Below are 18,642 nucleotides of genomic sequence, written 5' to 3'. Positions count from 1 at the left end.
ATAAACTTTATATCATTTGTAATAATATTTTGTGGAAATGGCAGTTGTGTAGTATATGTTTATGTGATTATCGAATTAAAAAAAATTAATTGCAGCCCAAAAGCCGCTTATATCATCGCCTGCTGAGTCTGAACACAGCGCCAAGTATGAGTGCGCCGCCTGCAAAAATGCCCAGACCGGGAGCATCGCTAAAGAGCAGCCACGCAGCAATTATGGCGTAAACAGGTTCAAGCGTGATGATAACCGCTGCCTGTCGGGCCTTGAGGGCTGTGAGGCTGCTTACGTAAAGGCTGTAGGCGAGGGCGGTGCATAAAAGGCCCAGGCAGATTATCCACAGCCAGTCCAGAGCGGCGATGCCCGGCACATCCGCTGCAGCAAAGGGCAGAAGGCAGATGATTATTACCGTATTTTGCCACCAGCAGGTCTGCATGCCAGACATGCCCCCGGCAAAGTGCCGGTTTGCTATGGCTACCAGGCCGTAGACCGCAGCGGAAACAATGCCCCAAAGCAGGCCGTGGGTTGCAGTATCAGCCAGCGAAAACGAGGGCGTCAGGCACACAAGCCCAATGCTTACCATGCCAATGCACTGCAATTCCCGGGCGCTTGGGCGCTCGCGGTAGGCTATGGCTTCAAACAGGGCCGTAAAGGCGGGAAAACACGCAAAGCCGAGCGTACCCACCGCAATACCGCCCAGTTTTATGCCCATAAAAAAAGTAACAAAATGGAGGGTCAGCAGAATGCCGCTTACGGCAAGGCCTGTCAGGTCGCGTGCCGCAATTCCATGCCAGGGCGGATCACGCCGGACAAGGCAGATGCAGCCAAGGGCGGCCACTGCAACCACGGCCCTGCCCCAGACAAGATCAACGGCGGAACACTGGCACAATTTGCCAAAAATGCCAGAGATACCAAACAGAACCGTGGCTGCGTGCATGCGGATCAGAGCTGCGCGCACGGCGCTTTGCTGCATTGCGTCCTTGTTGGGTGCTGTGGTAGATTGTAATTGTGGGGGCGCAGCCTGTCTGGCATTCTGCATGCAAGCTCCTTTATTCTGTCTGTGCGCTATGGATACATTCAAGGGCAGCGCGCGGCAAGCAGGGCTAGGCAAGGGGGCATGCATCTGGCATATTTGCCATGCCCGCATCCTGATCTGCGGTAAGCCCGGACAATGTTTCTGGAAAAAAGTCTAGATTTTATCTTGAAATTCACGAGCAGGTAGTGTAGCGCAAAAAGAAAACATAGCGTAACACGATGCTTGGCGAACTTGCGCCAGGCCGCACGCAACATCGGGGGCATCATGCCGCAGGTCGCAGCACGTATTAACGACGATCAGGAACGCTGGCTCAAAGACTACTTCCGCACAAAGAGCGCGGGGGCGGAGTTTATCCTTCCCTGGGCGGTGGACACGTTTTTTCGGGCAATCACGGGCATCAAGCATATCTTTAGTGCTGCGGAGCTGAAAACCATTGTGGAAGCCCACAAGGATATGAAGCTCATGCCCGACCATACGCGGCTTTCGTATCTTTTGCTGCGCGTTACGGATGCCTGCGACATCAACGGTGTGCACCTGCGGCATGGGGCCAGCAAATCCAGCCTTGAAGCCAAGATCAAAAGTCTGGACGACACGCAGGCCACAGCCCTGATGGTATGGGCCTCTGCTTTTTGGGTCAGCCGCAACTGCTCTGCGGAAAATATGGACGAGTACATCAAGGCGTATTGATTTTTTTGCGCCGTCTGCTTAGGTTCACACCGCTTTTGCGGCCCGGAGCGTAGCGACCAAACCGGGGCCGCGCCCGGTGAGGCTTGCGGTGCGCTTCATAGTTGTTGCATGCCGTGCTCATGCGTCCGCCGCTACCGGGCGGCGCGAGGGGTTGCCCTGTGCTGGCAACTCCTGCGGTGCGGGCAACTGCCGGATTCGGCATCATTCATGGTCGCCTGTGCGACCTTTTTTTAGGCGCGTTCAACCGCGCAAGAGAGTTTGTCATGCTGCAAATACTGCGGGCAAAACTGCATTGCATTCGTGTTACCGGGTGCGAACTGAACTACCACGGCTCGGTGACGCTTGACCCGGAGCAGTGCCGCGAGGCGGGCATCTACCCGCTGGAATTTGTGTATATCTGGAACAAGAGCAACGGACAGCGTATTTCCACCTACGTCATCTACGGCGAGCCGGGGTCGCGCTGCTGCATACTCAACGGTGCGGCGGCCCGGGCCTGTCAGCGTGGGGATGAAGTCATCATCAGCGCTTACGAATACGTGAACGGCCCACAGGATCTGTACAGCCGTAAACCCGTAGTGCTGACCTTTAACGAGGACAACAGCATTCATGAGCGCCTGCGCTATGTGGTGGACGGGGAAGAAGAGGGCGACTTTGGCTTTCATGTGGAAACCGAATAGCCGCAGGCTCCGACAGAACGCGCAAAATGCTCTTGCGATGAGCAGACTAGTATAAACGAAAAGAGGCCCCACAGGGGCCTCTTTTCGTTTATACTGCGGCGCGCATGAAAGCGCGTGATCATTCGTTGGTGATAATAAGGTACAAATCGCCTTGCCACGGCCCCACACGCTTGCCCAGCCCGCGCAGCCGGATGGGTTTGCCCACGGCAAAATCCGGCGGCAGGGTGATTTCGACAGTTTTTAGCTCGCCAGAAAGGGCCTGACGTATTTGCAGTCGAATGCGCTTGCCGGGCGCAAGATTTGCCGACGGCAGGGCAAGGGTTTGTTCTTCATCAATCTGACGGCGCAGCCAGCCCTTGACCATACCGGTAACGCCCTTGCTGTGGTCTTTGTTCCACTTGGGCGTGCCCCAGGCCAGATTGCTCTTGTGCAGTTTTACATTGCGCTTTTCTGCCGTGGGTTTTTCCTTGGGCTGGCCAAAAGTGGGCCCTTCCTTTTGGTAAGGCGCTTCCTGCTGGGGGGGCGCTTCTTCCTGATGCTGGCGGTTCAGTTCGCTGTAAATATCTTCAAAAACGCGGCGGGCAAAGGGATCTGTAAGCAGGTCGCGCAGCACGTCATGCTCTGAATAGCCGTTCTGCGCGTTTTTTTTGTCTGCCGTTTTGTCCTTTTGCTGCTCTTGATTCTGCTCTTTTTGGGCTTTCCCGGTCTCGTCTGCGGCCCGTGCCCCGGCAGCGGCGTCAGCCGGGCCAGAGCTGGCTTCTTTTGCGTCAGGTTCCGCTTGCTGTCCGTTGCTGCCTTGAGAGCCATTTTCAGCCTGAGCCTTCTGTTCAGCCCTGTCGTCAGCGGGCTCTTCCTTTGCGGCCCGCGCCTTGCTCTCTGCCTGGGCAGCCCTGCTGGCCTCTGTTGAAGCCCGTACGCCGTCCTCATGTTTGAGTATGGCGGAAAGGGCCACATAGGCCTCGTTGAGCAGCTGAAATTCCCGGCTGGCATCGGGGTTGCCGGGGTTGAGATCGGGGTGCAGCTCAAAAGCGCGACGCCGGTAGGCCCGCTTGAGGTCAGCCGTATCGGCGTCCTTTTTAAGCTTGAGAATGTCGTAGCATTCTTTCAACGATATCTGGCGGGGGCGGCGTCGCATGATTACTTCAGGATAAGCGCATTGGCTTCACAGGTGGCATCAGAAGCAAGCAGGCCGTTTTCGCGCAGATAGTCGCGGCCTTCGCGCGCAAAATCCGCATGCAGCGCGCCAGTTTCGATGCCGGGGCAGAATTCCTTGGCCATGGCAAGGCTGGCCGGGTCTTCGATGTTGCCGCGAAAAAAGGGCCATGCGCGGCAGATTGAAGGCTTGCCCTCGTGCACGCCGCAGCCGCTGCCCTGGCGAAAAAATACGCAGTAGCCGTCTTCGCCGCAACGAATTTTGAGTTTGCCGCCAATGCGTTCGCAATAGCTGTCCGCCACTGCTTCCGGTGCTTGCTGCATGTGCGCTGCCAGCCGGATCAGGTCTGTGGGGCTTACGACAATGCCGCCTCTTCCTTCGCAGCAGTGGCCGCACATGCGGCAGTTGAAAACAGATTCTCCGTGAGCGGCAGACATGGGCTATAATCCTTGACCTTAAAAAGTGAGAGAGGGGCGCATGAGGCGCTCGTGTTCCACCATGATGCAGGAATCTTCAACCACTGTCATGCCTGTACGGGCTAACATCTGACGTGCCTCGATCGAGCGTATGCCAAGCTGCATCCAGAAAACTTTTGGTTTCCAGGGCAGATCCAGTACTTCCTGCGCGTGGGCAGGGCAGTATTCCGGCGCGCGAAACAGATTGACGATATCCACAGGCTCGGGCAGCTCCGCAAGGCAGGTTGCCGCAGGCAGCCCCCATACGGTCTTGCGCACAGGATGGACAGGAAAAATCCTGTATCCCTGCTCCAGCAGATAGCGCCCGACCCTGTCCACGGCCTGTCCGGCTTTGTCCTTGGCACCGATAATGGCGATGCTGCGTGATTCGCCAAACATGGCGCGCATCAGTCTGTCGTCAAGCATAGTACATCCATACCGCAAGAGGGCGGATTATCAGCGGGCAGCCCTTTGGGTTGCTCCCGTTAGTATATCTGTAATCAGTTTTAATAGACGGCAATGGCAAAATGCGCAAGTTCCCAGCCCCGGTTTGGCAGAATCTTTTGCCGTGGCAGCGCTAACACCTTGCCGAGTTTGGCAATTAAAAGGAGGCAGGGCAAGCCCCGCCTCCTTTTACGCAGCAATTGCGAAATGCGCTATGCAGCCTTGGGCGGGGGGCTGGTTTCCTTGCCGGATTCGCGCAAGGGGCCGGAAAAGAGCGGGGCTATTGCCAAAAGTTTATCTGTTTTGCCAAACAGATAAACCACGTCATCGGCCTGGAACTGGTCGTTGGGTTCGGGCGATGCCTGGGTTACGCCGTCACGCAGAATGGCAATGACCGTTACGCCGTATTTGCGGCGCATCTGGCTTTGGGCAAGGCTGATGCCGCAAAGGGGCGAGGCGGCGGCAAGGCGCATGGCCTGAACGCCCATCTCCGGCAGGCGGCTGACCATGGAATCAAGCGAGTTTACCGATGCGCTCATGCGGCGGATCATGCGGTAATTCTCCTGCCGGATACGCGCGGCAAAGGAATCTATATCCTGTCGGGGAACCAGATAGCGCGTCAGCACGCGGCTGAAAACCTCAATGGAAGTTTCAAATTCTTCAGCGATCACCTCGTCCGCGCCAAGCGCGCGCAGAGGTGCCACCTCGCTCACAAAGCGGGTGCGCGCAATGATGTGCAGGTTGGGGTTGAAGCGGCGGGCTTCAATAACAATGGAGCGCACCGCTGCCGGGTCGGAAATGACGATGGCGAGCACACGCGCCCTGGTGACGCCCAGATGCTCCAGCACAATGGGCTGCGAGGCGTCGCCGTGCGAAATGGGTTCCTTGTGCCGATAGCGGGTAACGGTTTCAGGATTCATTTCGAGGATGGTGTAACATACGCCCGATTCTCGGGCCACATGGGCCAGATGTTTTCCGCTGATGCCAAAGCCCACAATAATCAGGTGGTCATCCATGGCGCAGGCGCCTTCGTGGTCTTCGGCCCTGGCGAGCATCCTTTCGTTGCGCTTGCCCGCAACCTTGTCGGCAATACGCGGGGCCACAGCCATAAGGCCGGGGGTCAGCATCATGGTGAGCACGCTTACGTCAAGGAATGTCTGGTAGGCGTTCATGTCGAACAACCCGGCCGCCAGACCAGATGCCGCCAGAACAAAGGCAAATTCGCCCACCTGCGCGAGAGAAAGGGAGGTGATGATGGCCGCGCGCAAGGGATAGCCCTGCACCAGCACCGAAGGCAGGGTGAGCAGGGATTTTATGACAATGAACAGCACTGTCAGAACAATAATGGCGACAAAATGCTCTAAAAAAAACTCCAGATTCAGCATCATGCCTACCGAGATGAAAAACAGGCTCATGAAAACATCGCGGTAGGGCAGAATGCCCGAAATAACGCTCATGCTGTATTCCGACCGGGCAAGCATCAAACCTGCCAAAAAGGCTCCGAGCGAGAGCGAAAGGCCCAGATGGTTGGTCAGCATGGCCATGCCAAGGCACAGGCCAAGTGTGGAGAGCAGCAGTATTTCCCTCGTGCGGGTGCGTACCACGGCTTCCATAAGCCTGTTGAGGCCAAAGCGGGCAAACAGCAGTACGCCGCCCAGTACCACCACCACGCGCAGGGTGGAGAACACCGCTCCCTGGAGAGAAAGCTCAAGCGTGCCCGCGAGCAGCGGCACCGCCAGCAGCATGGGCGCTACCATAATGTCCTGAAAAACAAGGATGGCGAGGGAAAGGCGGCCCGTAGGCGTGTTTGTGGCCCCGCGCTCCTGCAAAATGCGCAGCACGATGGCCGAGGACGAAAGCGCCACCAGACAGCCCCAGAAAAGGCCTTTCTGGTAGGTGGCATCGCGCAGCAGCATGGCTATGCCCGCCACGGCAAGAACTGTCAGGCCGATTTGCAGGCTGCCGCCCAGAAAAACGGGCCGTTTCAGGCGGTTGAGGGCCTCGCCGGAAAGTTCCATGCCTATTGTGAACAGCAACATGGCAACGCCGAGTTCAGCAATATGATCAATGGCCTGCATATCCTTGACGATACCCAGCAGGGACGGGCCGCACAAAACGCCTGTAAGCAGAAAGCCCACGGTAGCGGGCAGTTTTATTCTGTTGCAGACGATGGTGACGAATATTGAAAGAAGAAAAATAATGACGATTTCATAGAGCAAAGGAACTTCCATGCAGCCTCCTGCGGCAATCTAGCACTGTGACCATATACAGCGCAAGACGCGCTGCCGCAACAATGTTTGCGGCAGCGCGATGCTCGTCCAACTGGTTGCAATGTAAGGCAGGGTTGTAGTTGCTGCGCAAAACCTCAGCGGCTCTCGCGCATGTCGGGCAGAGCCACAAAAGGCCCGACAGTTATGCCCTGCGAGGGGGCCTGCATGATCTGTTTGCCATCGTCCATGCGTACCAGACCATTGGGCAGAAATTCTACCCGCAGGGGAACAACCACTGTGCGCAGCATGGTGAGCTGATCTTTTTCCATGCGCGGCGACATGCATTTCTGCTCCTTGCCCTGCTGCCAGCGTAGCGAACAGGCGGCGGTGACAAGGCTGGAAACCGTGCCGTCTTCACCAAAGCACAGGGAATTCATATCGCCGCAGATGGCCGAGGCCGCAGGGTCGTAGGCCGCAAGCTGCCCAATGGAGGTCGGCACATGCGCAGGCCGCGCCGGTTCGCAGCTTCGCAGTGCGCCGCTCTCGTAAAAGGCGCAGCCGTACCTCACGGGCATGGGGCCAAGCGGGGTGACGAGCCTGATTGTTTCGCCGGGCCAGAAGGTGACGCTCTCCAGTACGCCTGAAGGATAGAAACGCAGGCCCTGAACCTTGGCGCTCATTTCCTGCCCGTGCAGGGAAAGGGATATCTGGCTTGCCAGTTTGCGCTCGTCCTGTTCTGTCCAGTAACCGCTGAGTTTGCCCTTGCGCAGGAGTATGCGCTTGAGCGCACCGTTTCCGTGCCATGCCAGCCATTCGGCGGGCATGTCGCCAAGGGGCGTGTTTACGGTTGTTTGATTTTGCAGCTCCAGGCTGCGCCACATGCCGTTGGGGTAGAGGCTGAAGCTCTTGCCGCTGCTGCGGCGCACGTCTTCGGCTTCGTAAAGGGGCGTGAGCCAGCCGTGGGGCGTGGGCACGGTATCTTCTGCCAGCAGGCGGCAATCCTGCGGCGCGCCGCTAGGCCAGCGGGAGAGCACATGCACGTTGGCGATGGTGCCGTAGGGCGTAGCCACAGTTTCAAATTGCAGGGCAGTACCCATATCATTGACTCCTTGGAGCAGTTAACCCGTTTCATCCGTGAACTGCTCTAACGTCCATTGGACGCAGATTCGCCGCAAAGCGCGTGCGAAATACGGGCGCGGACGGTTCCGTCTTCCTGCCGGGTGAGGGCGCATGTCAGGCGCTGCTGGCGCATGTGCTCCTCAAGCCAGGGGGGCATGTGCCCGCAGATGAGTTCCAGTTCCACAAAGGGCGTAGACGCAAAAAAGGGACGCAAGGCTTTTTTTGATGTAATTTCAGGGTGTGCGGCCTGCACTTCCATAAGATTGATGCTGTATACGCCGGGTGTATCTGTGGGCGTGGGCGCGATGGGAACCTGAGCCTCCCCCTGGGCGGAGGCCAGAATCTCGCTGGCCAGGACATCCAGAATATCGGGCGAGAATGCATCCAGCTCGCACAGGCAAAAGCCCATCCGGCTCAGTTCGTTGTAGGCAAGGCCGGAAATACTGGCCCCGGCTATGGCTGCCTCTGCGGGCAGCAGAAGGGCCAGTTGACGCAGCCGGTCTCGTATCTGGGGCAGAGTTGCGCAGCCTTCAAGAGAAAAAGGCACTGGATCAGAGGCATGCCAGCCCTTGCCCGTGCTCCAGTCGCGCTGCCAGAGGGAAAGGTGGGTGCAGTTTTCCATGGCGGTGATTGAATTATCTGTATTTTCCAACACTGCAATGCAGTCGCATTTCATGGCGATCTCCGTAAGCTGGGGCGTCCAGAGTATTGGCGGCAACGAGTGATGTAATTATTAAAAATAACATCTATCTATCTGCCGTAATTATGATAAACTTGTTTTGGCACAAGATGGATTTTGTTCTCTGCCAAGGAAGACAAGCCTGTTTTTGAGGGAGTGTACTCTTATAGTACTCGACCGAAAAAACTGGCGCAGTATGCGCTAGTCGTTGCCCGCTTGTCGGGCTTACGAATAGCGACAGCAATGGACGTGTAAGGTTCATTTTTAACCAACTGCTGCCGTTATCCGTAGCTTCCTGCGTCGCAACGGCTAACGCAACGCTGGCAGAGGACAAAAGACGCTTGTGCCGTTAAAGACCAAAGGGGCGCGTGCCATAGCTGTACCCCAGATGCTTGCCCCAGCCGTTCATGGATTTTTGCGGCAAAAGTGTAGCCGCAAGGCGTTCCAGTTCAAGTGCCTTGCGCGCATCTACGGCGCAGGATGTATTGCCAAGCCGCGCAGCCGCCGCCGTAAAGGTGGCAAGCCCGCAGTTGCCCGCCCGTTCGCCAATGCCCCACAACGTTGTATTGACGTAGCGCGCCCCGGCGTTCACAGCCATGAGTGAATTGGCAACAGCCATGCCAAAGTCGTTGTGCGCATGGATTTCCACATCCACGCCTGCCTCGCGCAGCATGCGCACGGCCCGCCAGACTTTGTCCGGCGTGTAACAGCCCACGGTATCGCTGAGCCGCACCCGCACGACGCCGCACTGACGCGCGGCCTTCGCCGCTTCGCGCAACTGGTCGGGCGAAGCGTGGGAGGCGTCTTCAAAGCCAACCGTCACTTCTGCTCCACGGCTTGCGGCGAGTGCCGCGCACTTGGCAAGGGAGGCCATCACTTCGGCGCGGGTGGTTTTGAGCTTGTCCTTGATCTGCCGGTCAGAAACCGGGCAGCATAGATGAATGATATGTGGAGAGCAGTCAAAGGAGTGGCGCACATCGCTTTCACGCAGGCGGTTCCAGGTGGAAACGCGGGCATTGGAACAGGCCTCGCGGATGGAGCGGATGGTGGCCTTTTCGTTTTCGCCCATGGCGGGAACGCCCGCCTCGATCTGGTCCACGCCAGCTTCGTCCATCATGGCGGCAAGGCGGATTTTCAGGGCAGGGGGGAATGCAAAGCCGGGAGCCTGCTCGCCGTCGCGCAGTGTGGTATCGACAATAATGATCTCAGGCATGGCCCACCTCCACAGAAGCCGTTGCGCCCGAAAGACCGCAACAGTCCGTTCGGGCAGAAGACAAGGATTCGGGGGGATGGCATGCGTGACACAGGTCGAGAAACTGGGCATCGGTCAGGCTGCATTGCTGGCGCTCGGCAAGCTGCTGAACCAGTTCCAGCATATGTTCTTCCGCAGTGCGCGGCAAGTTCAAACCAAGCTGGCGGGCCTTGATGCGCAACGAAACACGCCCTGAGTGCTTGCCCACCACAATCTGGCGTTCAAGCCCTACAGTAGCTGGCGTGTACGGCTCGTAAAGAAAGGGTTTTTTTACAATGCCGTCCACGTGGATGCCGGATTCTACAGCAAAAATATCCGCTCCCAGCACGGCCTTGTGGTGGGAAACTTCCTGGCCTGCCTCCCTGAGCAGAGCTGTTGCTTCTGGCAGTTTGTCCAGATGCGTCAGGCCGGTTTCCAGACCCTGGGCGTACAGGCTCAGGGCCACTTCTTCCAGCGCAGGCCCGGCATCGGGGCCGTGCAGGGCAGAGCCGCCAATGCAGCCCGCCACACGGGGGCCGCCCTTGAGCATCCACAGCACGGCAAGAGCCGTGGCGCAGCCCGCGTGATCGCCGGGGCAGAACTCCACGGTATCCTTGATGGCGGCAAAGCGCGGCCAGAGTTCCGTTTCAAAGGTATAAAGGGCGTCACAGCAACCACTCAGGCGCGCCCACGGCCCGTTAAGGATCGGGCGTTTGCCCGTGCGGCGGGCCTTGACGCTGGCTGCTGCAAATTGCAGGTCTGGGGGAATTTCGACCACAAAACCCATGTGGTGCATGAGGTCGATCCATTCCCCGGCCCAGAGCGCAAATGCGTCTGCGGTCTGCCTTTCCTCTTGCGAGTGCGCGGCTGGCAGCACCCGGTAGAGCAGGCAGAGCGTTCTGTCCACCAGTTGCGGCATGGAAATAACCTCTTGGCAAAGATGGCGTGTGCCCCGGCCTGACCGGTTTGCCTCCGGCCAGGCCGTTGGAATGGGCCGGAATTATCCGCAGAGCGCCCTGGCGGCGTCATTCACGGCCTTATCCACATTTTCATAGAGGGTGAACACGCGGATTCCCTTGGTCTCAAGCTTTTTCAGCGGGCTTTCGCCTATGCGCAGGGCCAGCACGCCCTTGCAGTCGTCCACGGCGGCCAGTATGCCCGCCATGCGCCCGGCCTTTTCGCCGCAGTCGTCCATGCCATTGCAGTATTTGGAAACACTGCGGGTTTCCACGTAGCTGGCGGCGTCGCCATCGCTTTCGTAGATGTAGAACTGTTCGGCCTGACCAAAGTGCTGATCAACCGTCATGCCTGTCTTGGAAGCCACGGCAATGCGTATCTTGCGGGCCACGGCGGGCTTGGCTTCTTCCACCACGGGGGCCTTTTCGGCCACGGGCGGGCGGTAATCAATGGACTTGTCGTCGCCCAGCAGGCCCACGGCGTCGGCGCGGCACTGCTTGCAATGGTACATCTGCTTGAGCGTAGGCTCGCAGCTGCGGCGCATGTCCATGAGTTCCTTGTTGCTCACGAGGGGCATGTTTTCAAAAACGCTGCCCTTGACCGGAATAAGCTGCATGATGTTGGTCATCACAGCGCCCAGCTCGCGCGCGGTTTCCACCACCTGCGGAATGTGCCCGTCGTTGATGCCCTTGAGTAGCACCGTGTTGACCTTGCTCACAATGCCCGCCTGGGAGAGGGCGCGCAGGCCCGCCATCTGGTTTGCCAGCAGGAGGGCGGCTGCGGTTTCGCCCGTGTATTTCTTGCCACGATACATGGCAAACTTGTAAATCTGCGCGCCAATGACCGGGTCAACGGCGTTGATGGTCACGGTGGCGTGGCTTACGCCCACGCGCTTCATGTCTTCCACGTACTCCGGCAGGGCCAGACCGTTGGTGGACATGCAGAAGGTGATATTGGGGTCTTCCTTGCGGATCATCTCCAGCGTGCGGAAGGTTTCCTCGGGATTTGCCAGCGTGTCGCCGGGGCCGGCGATGCCCACAACCGTAAGATTGGGCATGTCGCGCTTTACTTTCATAAAGTGGTCAAAAGCCTGCGCGGGCGTGAGCACGGCGGTGGTGACGCCGGGGCGGCTTTCGTTAACGCAGTCGTACTTGCGCAGGCAGTAGTTGCAGCTCAGGTTGCACTTGGGCGCGATGGGCAGGTGCAGGCGCGCCGAGGTGGCACAGGCCCCACAGGAAAAACAGGGGTGGGACTTGGTGCGCTCCGCATTGACGGCGGCGGCGCTGCCAGCGGCATGGACGGCTGAAGGGGCTGTTACAGGCACAAGAGGCTCCGTGGCCGGGGCCGCAACTTCTATGCGGGAGGCATCAGCTTCCATGACGGCTTCATCCTTGAAGTATTTGTTGAGAAGCTCCTCGCGGAAGCTGCCCTCGGTGAACTGCAACATGGCGTTTGCCGTGGCTTCCATGAGGCTGAGCGAGCCGTCATAGAAGAGCATGCGTGTGCGCTGGCCGCCAACCCTGTCGTGGATGGGAAAGCCGTAGCGCAGCAGCGGAACATGGTGACGCTCCTCAATGCGGCGGCCATCGGAATTGCCAAGCATGAGGTTGGCCTTGCGCGCAAGCAGCGCGTTTTCAATGGCGGCAAAGTCTGCAAAATTGAGAATGTCGTAATCGCCGCTGAACTGGGTTTCCGTAGCCTGAGCCATGTCGGGCGCAAGCGTTTTTTCAAAGGCGGCGCAGCGGCTGCCGGTGGCGGCCACCACGGGGACGGCTCCGTTTTCGCACGAGGCGCGCACAAGGGCCAGCACCATGTCCGGCTCGCCAAATACGGCAACGCGGCTCTGGGCGTTATACTTGTGCGCATCGATCATGGCGTCAAGGTAGCGGGCGCGTTCTTCACGCACAGTGGCAGGAATGGCCCCGCCAAGGGCTTCAAGCGTGGCTATAAAGGCGTCCGTATCGCGCAGGCCCACGGGCAGGTTCATGCGCAGGAGCGGCACTCCGTAAGTATCGCGCAGGTACGCGCCAGGGGAATAGCCTTCGGGGCAGAAGGGCGCAAGTTCTAGCGTCATGCGCGCGCCAGCCATGAGGCCGATGCGGGCAAGCGTGGTGCCATACTGGGGCAGCCTGTTATAGTCGTCTTCATGCCCGCCATCAAGATTCTGCGAAAGGTCGGGCAGCAGCACGTATTCAAGGCCGCTGGCGTCAAGCAGCAGTTTGAGCGCTCTGGTATCCGCCGCAGAGAGGTGCCCGGTGATGATGTTGACCACGTTGTTGGGCGTGGCGTTCATGGGCACATGGCGCACAATGGCGTGCAAAGCGCGGAAAAATCCCTCGTACTGCGAGCCGCTGTAGCCTGGCGAGACCACGGGAATGATGGTGGCCGTCACTTCCGGGTGTTCGTCCTTGAACTGCTTGATGATGGCGGGCACGTCCTCGCCTATGGTTTCGGCAAGACAGGTGGTGGAAACGCCGATCACCTCGGGGTTGTAGAGCTTGATGAGGTTTTCAAGCCCCTTGAGCAGATTCTTGGTGCCGCCAAAGACCGTGCCTTCTTCCGTAAGCGAAGAGGAGGCGATATCCACCGGCTCATTGTAATGTGTTGCCATGTGCCGCCGAATGTAGGTGCTGCACCCCTGCGAACCGTGCAGAATGCTCATGCTCTTGCTGATGCCGTAAAAGGCGCTTACCGAACCCATGGGCATGCACATCTTGCAGGGATTTGTATTCAGGTTGACAAGATTGGCGCTCATTGTCTTCTCCTTATGTTCCAGGCGGCCTTTGGGCCGTGGCGGCGGGCAAACTGCGTGCAAGCCGATTACGCTGTGCTAGAAATGTGCTGCTCTTGCTGCCAGTGCTTCACGCACAAGGCTGGCCTGCGCCTGCGTTGCCTCGGCAAATGAGGCAGAGCTGCGCGTGAACTGCCACACAGGGCTGTTGATGGAAAGGTTCACCTCGCGGGTGAAGTTTTCCACGCCTTCAAAACCGCCCAGAGCGTGCTTGCGCTCGTGATTGTGGTCGCAAAAGGCAATGCCAAGCTTGTAGGCGAGGGGGCGTTCCTTGACGCCGCCAACCAGAATATCCGCGCCTTTCTGCTTCATGAAGGTTTCAAGCTCTGCGGGGTTGGCATCGTCCAGAATGACGGTGCCGGGGTTAACGAGGCTTGAAATGATTTCATAATCTTCAGGCTTGCCGGTCTGGGTGCCGACCACTACAGTTTCAATGCCCATTTCGTTAAACTGACGGATGAGCGATATGGCCTTGAAGCCGCCGCCCACAAAAATGGCGGCCTTTTTGCCCACAAAGTGCGGCTTGTACTGTTCAAGAAAAGCTTCAGCCTTTGCGCCGCGTTCAGAAATAAGAGCCTCAGCCTTGCGCTTTGCGTAGTCGTCATTGAGGCGTTCGGCCACCTGTCGGAGGGCTGTGGAGGTGTCTTCCACCCCAAAGAAGCTGGCGCGCATCCAGGGAACGCCCATTTCGTCTTCCATGCGGTGGGCCAGATACATCATGGAGCCAGCGCACTGCACGATGTTGAGCTGTGCAGCCGGAGCCTTGATGAGCGTTTCGTACGCGGCGTCGCCCGTGAGGGTGGCGACAATGGGAATGCCCATCTCGCGCAGGTAGTTGCGGATAATCCACATTTCGCCCGCAAGGTTGTAGTCGCCAAGGATGTTGACGCCCTTGATCTTGGGCTGTTCCTTGTGCGGTTCCATGAGTTGCACAAGGGCGTTGCAGGCCATGCGGTAGCCTGTGGACTTGGTGCCCGAAAAGCCCGGAGCCTTAACCGCGATCACACGGATGCCGTGCTTTTTTTCCGCATTGCGGCACACGGCTTCCACATCGTCGCCGATTACGCCCACAATGCAGGTGGCGTACACAAAGATGAGCTTGGGCGCATAGTTGACCACGGCCTCGTCAATGGCGCGGGTGAGCTTTTCCGCGCCGCCAAAGACGATGTCCTTTTCCTGCAAGTCAGTGGAAAAACTGTTGCGGAACAGTTCCGACCCGCTGGTGAGGCTGCCGCGAATGTCCCAGGTGTAGCTGGCGCAGCCGATGGGGCCGTGAACGATATGAAAAGCATCGGTAATGGGGTTTAACACCACGCGCGCACCGCAGTACACGCAGGCCCGCTGGCTCACGGAACCGGCCACGCTGGCCGTATCGCAACGCAGGCCGTCGCCGCTACAGCAGCCCCCGCCCTTGTTTCCCTTTTCCTTGATGGACGTACGGCGTTCTTCAAGTATTTCCATAGCCATGGGAACCCCCTTGCAAGGGCGGGGGGATGCCCCCCCGGCCCTATTGCGGCTTTGAGCCGTCTTACATAATCAGATCCATATCTTCGTCAGCGCAGTTGCGGTCAAACTCTTCCATGAGCGTATCAGCGATCCGGGTGGCGAGCTGGAAGGCTCCACGGTAGCCGACCATGGGCAGCGAGGCGTGTCCGTAGCGGTCAAGCACCGGGAAACCGGCGCGAACCAGCGGAATGCCCTCGGCCTTGGCGATCTGCTTGCCGTGAGAGTTGCCGAGCAAGAGGTCAACGGGTTCTTCCTTGATGAACTGGTGCAGGTCAAAGAGGTCCTTGGCGGCAAAGGCCTGGCATTCTTCTTCCTTGCCGTATTCCTTGAACATGGCCTTGGCCAGCTTGACGAAGGTTTCGCCGGGCGTACCGGTGAGCACGTACTTGGGGATCATGCCCAGTTCGAGGCAGAAGCGGGTCATGCCAAGCACTGTGTCGGGGTCGCCGTACACGGCAACTTTCTTGCCGTAGAAGTACGGGTTGGCGTCCAGCATGAGGTCAAGCAGGCGACCACGTTCTTCGTCAATAAGCGGGTCAACTTCGCCCCCATTGAGGTTTGCCATGGCCATGACAAAGGCATCGGTATCGGCCAGGCCGATGGGCAGGGGCAGCAGGTCAAAATCCACGCCGCACTTGCGCTTGAGTTGGGCCGCGGGTTCCTCGCTGGTCAGGCGGCCAAGGGCCAGAACCTTACGGCAGGTGCCAAGGGCGCGGATTTCTTCAACCGTGGTGCCGCCATCAGGGTACATCTTGTATTCGCCGGTCATGGGGGCATCCATGACGTTGCTGCAATCGGGGAACATGATGGACTTGAGCTTCATCAGGTTCACAAGGTGCTTGTATTCACGGATGTCGCCAGGGTTCACAAAACCGGGGAACACCGCCACGGTTTCCGTGGTTTTGCCCTTGGCGGCAAGGTAGTTGATAAAACCGGCCATCATGTTGCCAAAGCCCGTCACGTGCGAGCCAACGTAGCTCGGCGTGTTGCAGTGCACCACGAGCTTGTCGTCCGGAATTTCCATTTCGTCGATGTAGGTCTTGAGGTCATCACCGATGGTTTCAGAAAGACATGTGGTATGCACGGCAATAATGTCGGGGTTATAGACCTCAAAAGTGGTCTTGACGCCCTGACGGATGTTGGGGCCGCCGCCGAACACGCAGGCGCCTTCCGTAAAGGAACTGGTGACGGCAATGGCTGGTTCCTTAAAGTGACGCGTAAGGTAGGTGCGGTGGTAAGAAGCACAACCCTGCGATCCGTGGCTGTAAGGCATGCAGTTGCGCACGCCCAGGGCGGCAAACAGCGCGCCCACCGGCTGACAGGTCTTGCACGGGTTGATAAGAACGCCCGATCTGTTCACATGTGTCTTTGGGGTGAGGTCAAGCATACTATTCTCCCACAGTTCCTTGCAGGGTGGCGCGGTTCTTCCAGGGCGGGGTTACCATGTGCCACGCGGGGGTAAAGTAACCCATGCAGAGGTCGTAACCGAACTGCGTTGCGCCCTTGAAACCCGCGTAAGGCCCGCTGTAATCGTAGCTGTGCAACTGGCGCGAGAGCGTGCCGGCCTTTTGCAGCGCGTACTTGTCCTTGATGCCGGAGAAGAACATGTCGGGCTTGAGGATTTCCATAAATTTTTCAGCTTCGTACATGTTGAGGTCGTCAACCACGTAGGTTCCCTCATCCATGTCGCGTATCATGCCGTGGTACTTTTCAAGCGGGATCTCGGCGGCCAGCTTGTCGTACTGTTCCTGCGTAAGGTAGGCGTGATACTTCTTTTCGTCCTTTTCCACGGTGATGTGTTCGATGTTCTTGCTGTCCGCGTCGTCCTTGATGTTGGGGATGATTTCCCGGCCTTCGTAGTCGTCGCGGTGGCCGAATTCGTACCCGGCAAGCACTGTCTTGATGCCCAGATCCTGCAGCAGGCCCTGGTAGTGGTGCGAGCGGCTGCCGCCCACAAAGAGGGCTGCGGTCTTGCCGTTGAGGCGGGCCTTGTAGGCCGCCATCTGATCCTGCACCTCGGCCAGTTCTTCGGCGATAACCTGCTCGGTACGCTGCGCAAGCTCTGGATCGCCAAAGTAGGCAGCCATGTCGCGCAGGCTCTGAACTGTTCCTTCCAGGCCGATAAAGTTGACCTTGAGCCAGTCCACGCCGTACTTGGTCTTCATCATTTCGGCGATGTAGTTGATGGAGCGGTGGCACTGCACGAGGTTCAGGTTTGCCTTGTGCGAGCTGGCTATGCGTTCCACTTCTCCGTCGCCCGTGAACACCGAAACAACTTCGTAGCCAATCTTTTTAAGGATGCGTTCCTGTTCCCAGCCGTCGCCGCCGATGTTGTATTCGCCAAGGATGTTGATCGAATACTTGGTGGCGGGTTCATAATCGCCAGTTCCGATAACGCGCTTCATAAGACCGTTGTTGGCGATATGGTGGCCCGCCGACTGGCTTACGCCCTTGTAACCCTCGCAGCTATATGCCACGCAGCGGATGCCGTATTCTTGTTCAGCTTCTGCGGCCACGGCCTGAATGTCGTCACCGATCAGGCCCACAGGGCAGGTGGCGGCGATCATGATGGTCTTGGGGTGCATAAGCTCCATGATTTCATCAATGGCCTTCTTGAGCTTCTTGGTGCCGCCAAAGACGATGTCCGGTTCCTGCATGTCCGTGGTAAAGCAGTACTGGATGTAATTGGGGGTATCCCCTTCTGCCTTGGCCTTGTTGCGGCGCGTACCCCAGCTATAGAAGCCGCAGCCCACAGGGCCGTGGGTGATCGTAACCATGTCCTTGATGGGGCCGAGCACAACGCCCTTGCAGCCAGCGTAACAGCAGCCCCGGTTGGTCATGATGCCGGGAATGGCACGCGTGTTGGCGATAATAATCTGGTCTTCCGCAGGATTGACCTTGAGCATGTGCTCCTTGCGGTTCTTGAAGACCTTGGCGTTGTAGCGCTCAAGCACTACTGCGTTGGCGTCAATACTCATACATACCTTCCTTATGCGTCAGCGCGCTCGCCCGTGCGAACCACATAGGATTCTTCCACCGGCATCACAAAGATCTTTCCGTCGCCGGGGTGGCCGGTGCTGTTGGCTTCTATGATGGCCTTGACCACAGCTTCGACCTTTTCATCGGGAACGCAGATATTGAACAACCGCTTGGGGATCAGCCTGCCCACTTCGGTCAGGGATTCGCCCGCCGGAGTGCGCGGCAGCTCGCCGCTTTCCATAACCATGCGCAGGGTGGCGGGATCCATGCCTTTTTTGCCGCGTCCCAGGCACTTGGTGCATGAGAATGAGGGGCATCCGGCCTTGGACAGGGCATTCTTGGTAGCCGCCACCATGTTGGCCCGAACCATTGCAACTATTTCCTGCATGGGAGCCTCCTACAGGCCGGACTTGCCGCTGCTGATGGTCCAGGCCTCGCTGACGCTTGAAACAAAGATTCTGCCATCGCCAAAGTGACCGTCGCCCGTTTTTGCCACGCGCAGGATAACGCGGATAGCATCGTCCTTGTCTTCATCGCTGACCACAAGCATGAGCATCTGCTTGGGAATTTCGTCGTACTGGATATCGCCCACCATGATGCCTTTCTGCTTGCCACGGCCCACCACATCAAGCTTGGTAACGGCGGGAAAGCCCGCTGACAGCAGCTCGGAGAGAACCTCGGTGGTCTTTTCAGGCCGAATAATCGTGCGAATCATCTGCATTGT

At 58.2% G+C, this 18,642-nt stretch carries 17 protein-coding genes; 2 read left to right on the top strand and 15 right to left on the bottom strand.

Going from position 1 to position 18,642, the window contains the following annotated elements; all coding sequences use genetic code 11:
- Positions 1-112: 112 nt before the first annotated feature.
- Positions 113-1,033, bottom strand: coding sequence for a DMT family transporter (locus ACUZ9Q_RS08600; protein ID WP_308584027.1), 921 nt, complete (start codon positions 1,031-1,033; stop codon positions 113-115).
- A gap of 261 nt (positions 1,034-1,294) precedes the next feature.
- On the opposite strand from ACUZ9Q_RS08600, the gene ACUZ9Q_RS08595 reads away from it, so the two are divergent.
- Both ACUZ9Q_RS08595 and panD read left to right on the top strand, forming a co-directional pair.
- A complete protein-coding gene (locus tag ACUZ9Q_RS08595) occupies positions 1,295-1,717 on the top strand; it encodes a hypothetical protein (RefSeq protein WP_027180902.1) in 423 nt (140 codons plus the stop codon).
- Between the two features lie 119 nt (positions 1,718-1,836).
- The gene (gene panD / locus ACUZ9Q_RS08590) at positions 1,837-2,394 is read left to right on the top strand and encodes an aspartate 1-decarboxylase (RefSeq protein ID WP_296966791.1); all 558 of its coding nucleotides are present in this window, start codon (positions 1,837-1,839) and stop codon (positions 2,392-2,394) included.
- Between the two features lie 118 nt (positions 2,395-2,512).
- Here the strand turns inward: panD and ACUZ9Q_RS08585 are convergent, their stop codons facing one another.
- The 14 genes from ACUZ9Q_RS08585 to ACUZ9Q_RS08520 form a co-directional block, all read right to left on the bottom strand.
- A complete protein-coding gene (locus ACUZ9Q_RS08585; RefSeq protein WP_449247691.1) occupies positions 2,513-3,529 on the bottom strand; it encodes a J domain-containing protein in 1,017 nt (338 codons plus the stop codon).
- 2 nt (positions 3,530-3,531) lie between these two features.
- Positions 3,532-3,984 (bottom strand): YkgJ family cysteine cluster protein, encoded by a 453-nt coding sequence (locus tag ACUZ9Q_RS08580; protein ID WP_192112003.1) that lies wholly within the window; start codon positions 3,982-3,984, stop codon positions 3,532-3,534.
- An 18-nt stretch (positions 3,985-4,002) separates the two neighbouring features.
- Positions 4,003-4,428, bottom strand: a complete 426-nt coding sequence (locus ACUZ9Q_RS08575; RefSeq protein ID WP_215648860.1) for a CoA-binding protein — start codon at positions 4,426-4,428, stop codon at positions 4,003-4,005.
- Positions 4,429-4,658: 230 nt separating this feature from the next.
- Positions 4,659-6,677 carry a cation:proton antiporter domain-containing protein gene (locus ACUZ9Q_RS08570; RefSeq protein ID WP_449247690.1) on the bottom strand — a complete coding sequence of 673 codons (2,019 nt, stop codon included), beginning with the start codon at positions 6,675-6,677 and terminating at the stop codon, positions 4,659-4,661.
- Positions 6,678-6,811: 134 nt separating this feature from the next.
- Positions 6,812-7,753, bottom strand: coding sequence for a hypothetical protein (locus ACUZ9Q_RS08565; protein WP_323389909.1), 942 nt, complete (start codon positions 7,751-7,753; stop codon positions 6,812-6,814).
- A gap of 47 nt (positions 7,754-7,800) precedes the next feature.
- Positions 7,801-8,451, bottom strand: a complete 651-nt coding sequence (locus ACUZ9Q_RS08560) for a Fe-only nitrogenase accessory AnfO family protein (RefSeq protein ID WP_449247689.1) — start codon at positions 8,449-8,451, stop codon at positions 7,801-7,803.
- Between the two features lie 352 nt (positions 8,452-8,803).
- Complete coding sequence (locus ACUZ9Q_RS08555; RefSeq protein ID WP_192111998.1) at positions 8,804-9,667, bottom strand: homocitrate synthase; 864 nt, start codon at positions 9,665-9,667, stop codon at positions 8,804-8,806.
- Complete coding sequence (locus ACUZ9Q_RS08550) at positions 9,660-10,604, bottom strand: homocitrate synthase/isopropylmalate synthase family protein (protein WP_192111997.1); 945 nt, start codon at positions 10,602-10,604, stop codon at positions 9,660-9,662. Before ACUZ9Q_RS08550 ends, ACUZ9Q_RS08555 begins: the two co-directional genes overlap by 8 nt.
- Positions 10,605-10,685: 81 nt before the next feature.
- On the bottom strand, positions 10,686-13,397 hold the full coding sequence (nifB, locus tag ACUZ9Q_RS08545; protein WP_215648854.1) for a nitrogenase cofactor biosynthesis protein NifB: 2,712 nt from the start codon (positions 13,395-13,397) through the stop codon (positions 10,686-10,688).
- A gap of 75 nt (positions 13,398-13,472) precedes the next feature.
- Entirely contained in the window at positions 13,473-14,900 is a 1,428-nt protein-coding gene (gene nifE, locus ACUZ9Q_RS08540) for a nitrogenase iron-molybdenum cofactor biosynthesis protein NifE (RefSeq protein ID WP_233483005.1), read from the bottom strand.
- A 61-nt stretch (positions 14,901-14,961) separates the two neighbouring features.
- Positions 14,962-16,326, bottom strand: coding sequence for a nitrogenase component 1 (locus ACUZ9Q_RS08535; protein ID WP_192111994.1), 1,365 nt, complete (start codon positions 16,324-16,326; stop codon positions 14,962-14,964).
- A 1-nt stretch (position 16,327) separates the two neighbouring features.
- On the bottom strand, positions 16,328-17,917 hold the full coding sequence (gene nifD, locus ACUZ9Q_RS08530) for a nitrogenase molybdenum-iron protein alpha chain (protein ID WP_192111993.1): 1,590 nt from the start codon (positions 17,915-17,917) through the stop codon (positions 16,328-16,330).
- A gap of 11 nt (positions 17,918-17,928) precedes the next feature.
- Positions 17,929-18,306, bottom strand: a complete 378-nt coding sequence (locus ACUZ9Q_RS08525) for a P-II family nitrogen regulator (protein ID WP_022659258.1) — start codon at positions 18,304-18,306, stop codon at positions 17,929-17,931.
- Between the two features lie 9 nt (positions 18,307-18,315).
- Positions 18,316-18,639, bottom strand: coding sequence for a P-II family nitrogen regulator (locus tag ACUZ9Q_RS08520; protein WP_022659259.1), 324 nt, complete (start codon positions 18,637-18,639; stop codon positions 18,316-18,318).
- Positions 18,640-18,642: the final 3 nt, after the last annotated feature.

Source organism: Desulfovibrio desulfopostgatei (assembly GCF_053570645.1).
Note: the sequence above shows the minus strand (reverse complement) of the source record. Positions and strands in the feature narration are given on the sequence as shown.

Bases quoted from the DNA above. Each gene is read 5' to 3' on its own strand.
- ACUZ9Q_RS08555 (WP_192111998.1), bottom strand. From the start codon at position 9,667: ATGCCTGAGATCATTATTGTCGATACCACACTGCGCGACGGCGAGCAG.
- ACUZ9Q_RS08580 (WP_192112003.1), bottom strand. From the start codon at position 3,984: ATGTCTGCCGCTCACGGAGAATCTGTTTTCAACTGCCGCATGTGCGGC.
- ACUZ9Q_RS08595 (WP_027180902.1), top strand. From the start codon at position 1,295: ATGCCGCAGGTCGCAGCACGTATTAACGACGATCAGGAACGCTGGCTC.
- ACUZ9Q_RS08550 (WP_192111997.1), bottom strand. From the start codon at position 10,604: ATGCCGCAACTGGTGGACAGAACGCTCTGCCTGCTCTACCGGGTGCTG.
- ACUZ9Q_RS08575 (WP_215648860.1), bottom strand. From the start codon at position 4,428: ATGCTTGACGACAGACTGATGCGCGCCATGTTTGGCGAATCACGCAGC.
- ACUZ9Q_RS08520 (WP_022659259.1), bottom strand. From the start codon at position 18,639: ATGCAGATGATTCGCACGATTATTCGGCCTGAAAAGACCACCGAGGTT.
- ACUZ9Q_RS08565 (WP_323389909.1), bottom strand. From the start codon at position 7,753: ATGGGTACTGCCCTGCAATTTGAAACTGTGGCTACGCCCTACGGCACC.
- ACUZ9Q_RS08600 (WP_308584027.1), bottom strand. From the start codon at position 1,033: ATGCAGAATGCCAGACAGGCTGCGCCCCCACAATTACAATCTACCACA.
- ACUZ9Q_RS08585 (WP_449247691.1), bottom strand. From the start codon at position 3,529: ATGCGACGCCGCCCCCGCCAGATATCGTTGAAAGAATGCTACGACATT.
- nifE (WP_233483005.1), bottom strand. From the start codon at position 14,900: ATGGCTATGGAAATACTTGAAGAACGCCGTACGTCCATCAAGGAAAAG.
- ACUZ9Q_RS08535 (WP_192111994.1), bottom strand. From the start codon at position 16,326: ATGCTTGACCTCACCCCAAAGACACATGTGAACAGATCGGGCGTTCTT.
- panD (WP_296966791.1), top strand. From the start codon at position 1,837: ATGCGTCCGCCGCTACCGGGCGGCGCGAGGGGTTGCCCTGTGCTGGCA.
- nifD (WP_192111993.1), bottom strand. From the start codon at position 17,917: ATGAGTATTGACGCCAACGCAGTAGTGCTTGAGCGCTACAACGCCAAG.
- ACUZ9Q_RS08560 (WP_449247689.1), bottom strand. From the start codon at position 8,451: ATGAAATGCGACTGCATTGCAGTGTTGGAAAATACAGATAATTCAATC.
- ACUZ9Q_RS08525 (WP_022659258.1), bottom strand. From the start codon at position 18,306: ATGCAGGAAATAGTTGCAATGGTTCGGGCCAACATGGTGGCGGCTACC.
- ACUZ9Q_RS08570 (WP_449247690.1), bottom strand. From the start codon at position 6,677: ATGGAAGTTCCTTTGCTCTATGAAATCGTCATTATTTTTCTTCTTTCA.
- nifB (WP_215648854.1), bottom strand. From the start codon at position 13,397: ATGAGCGCCAATCTTGTCAACCTGAATACAAATCCCTGCAAGATGTGC.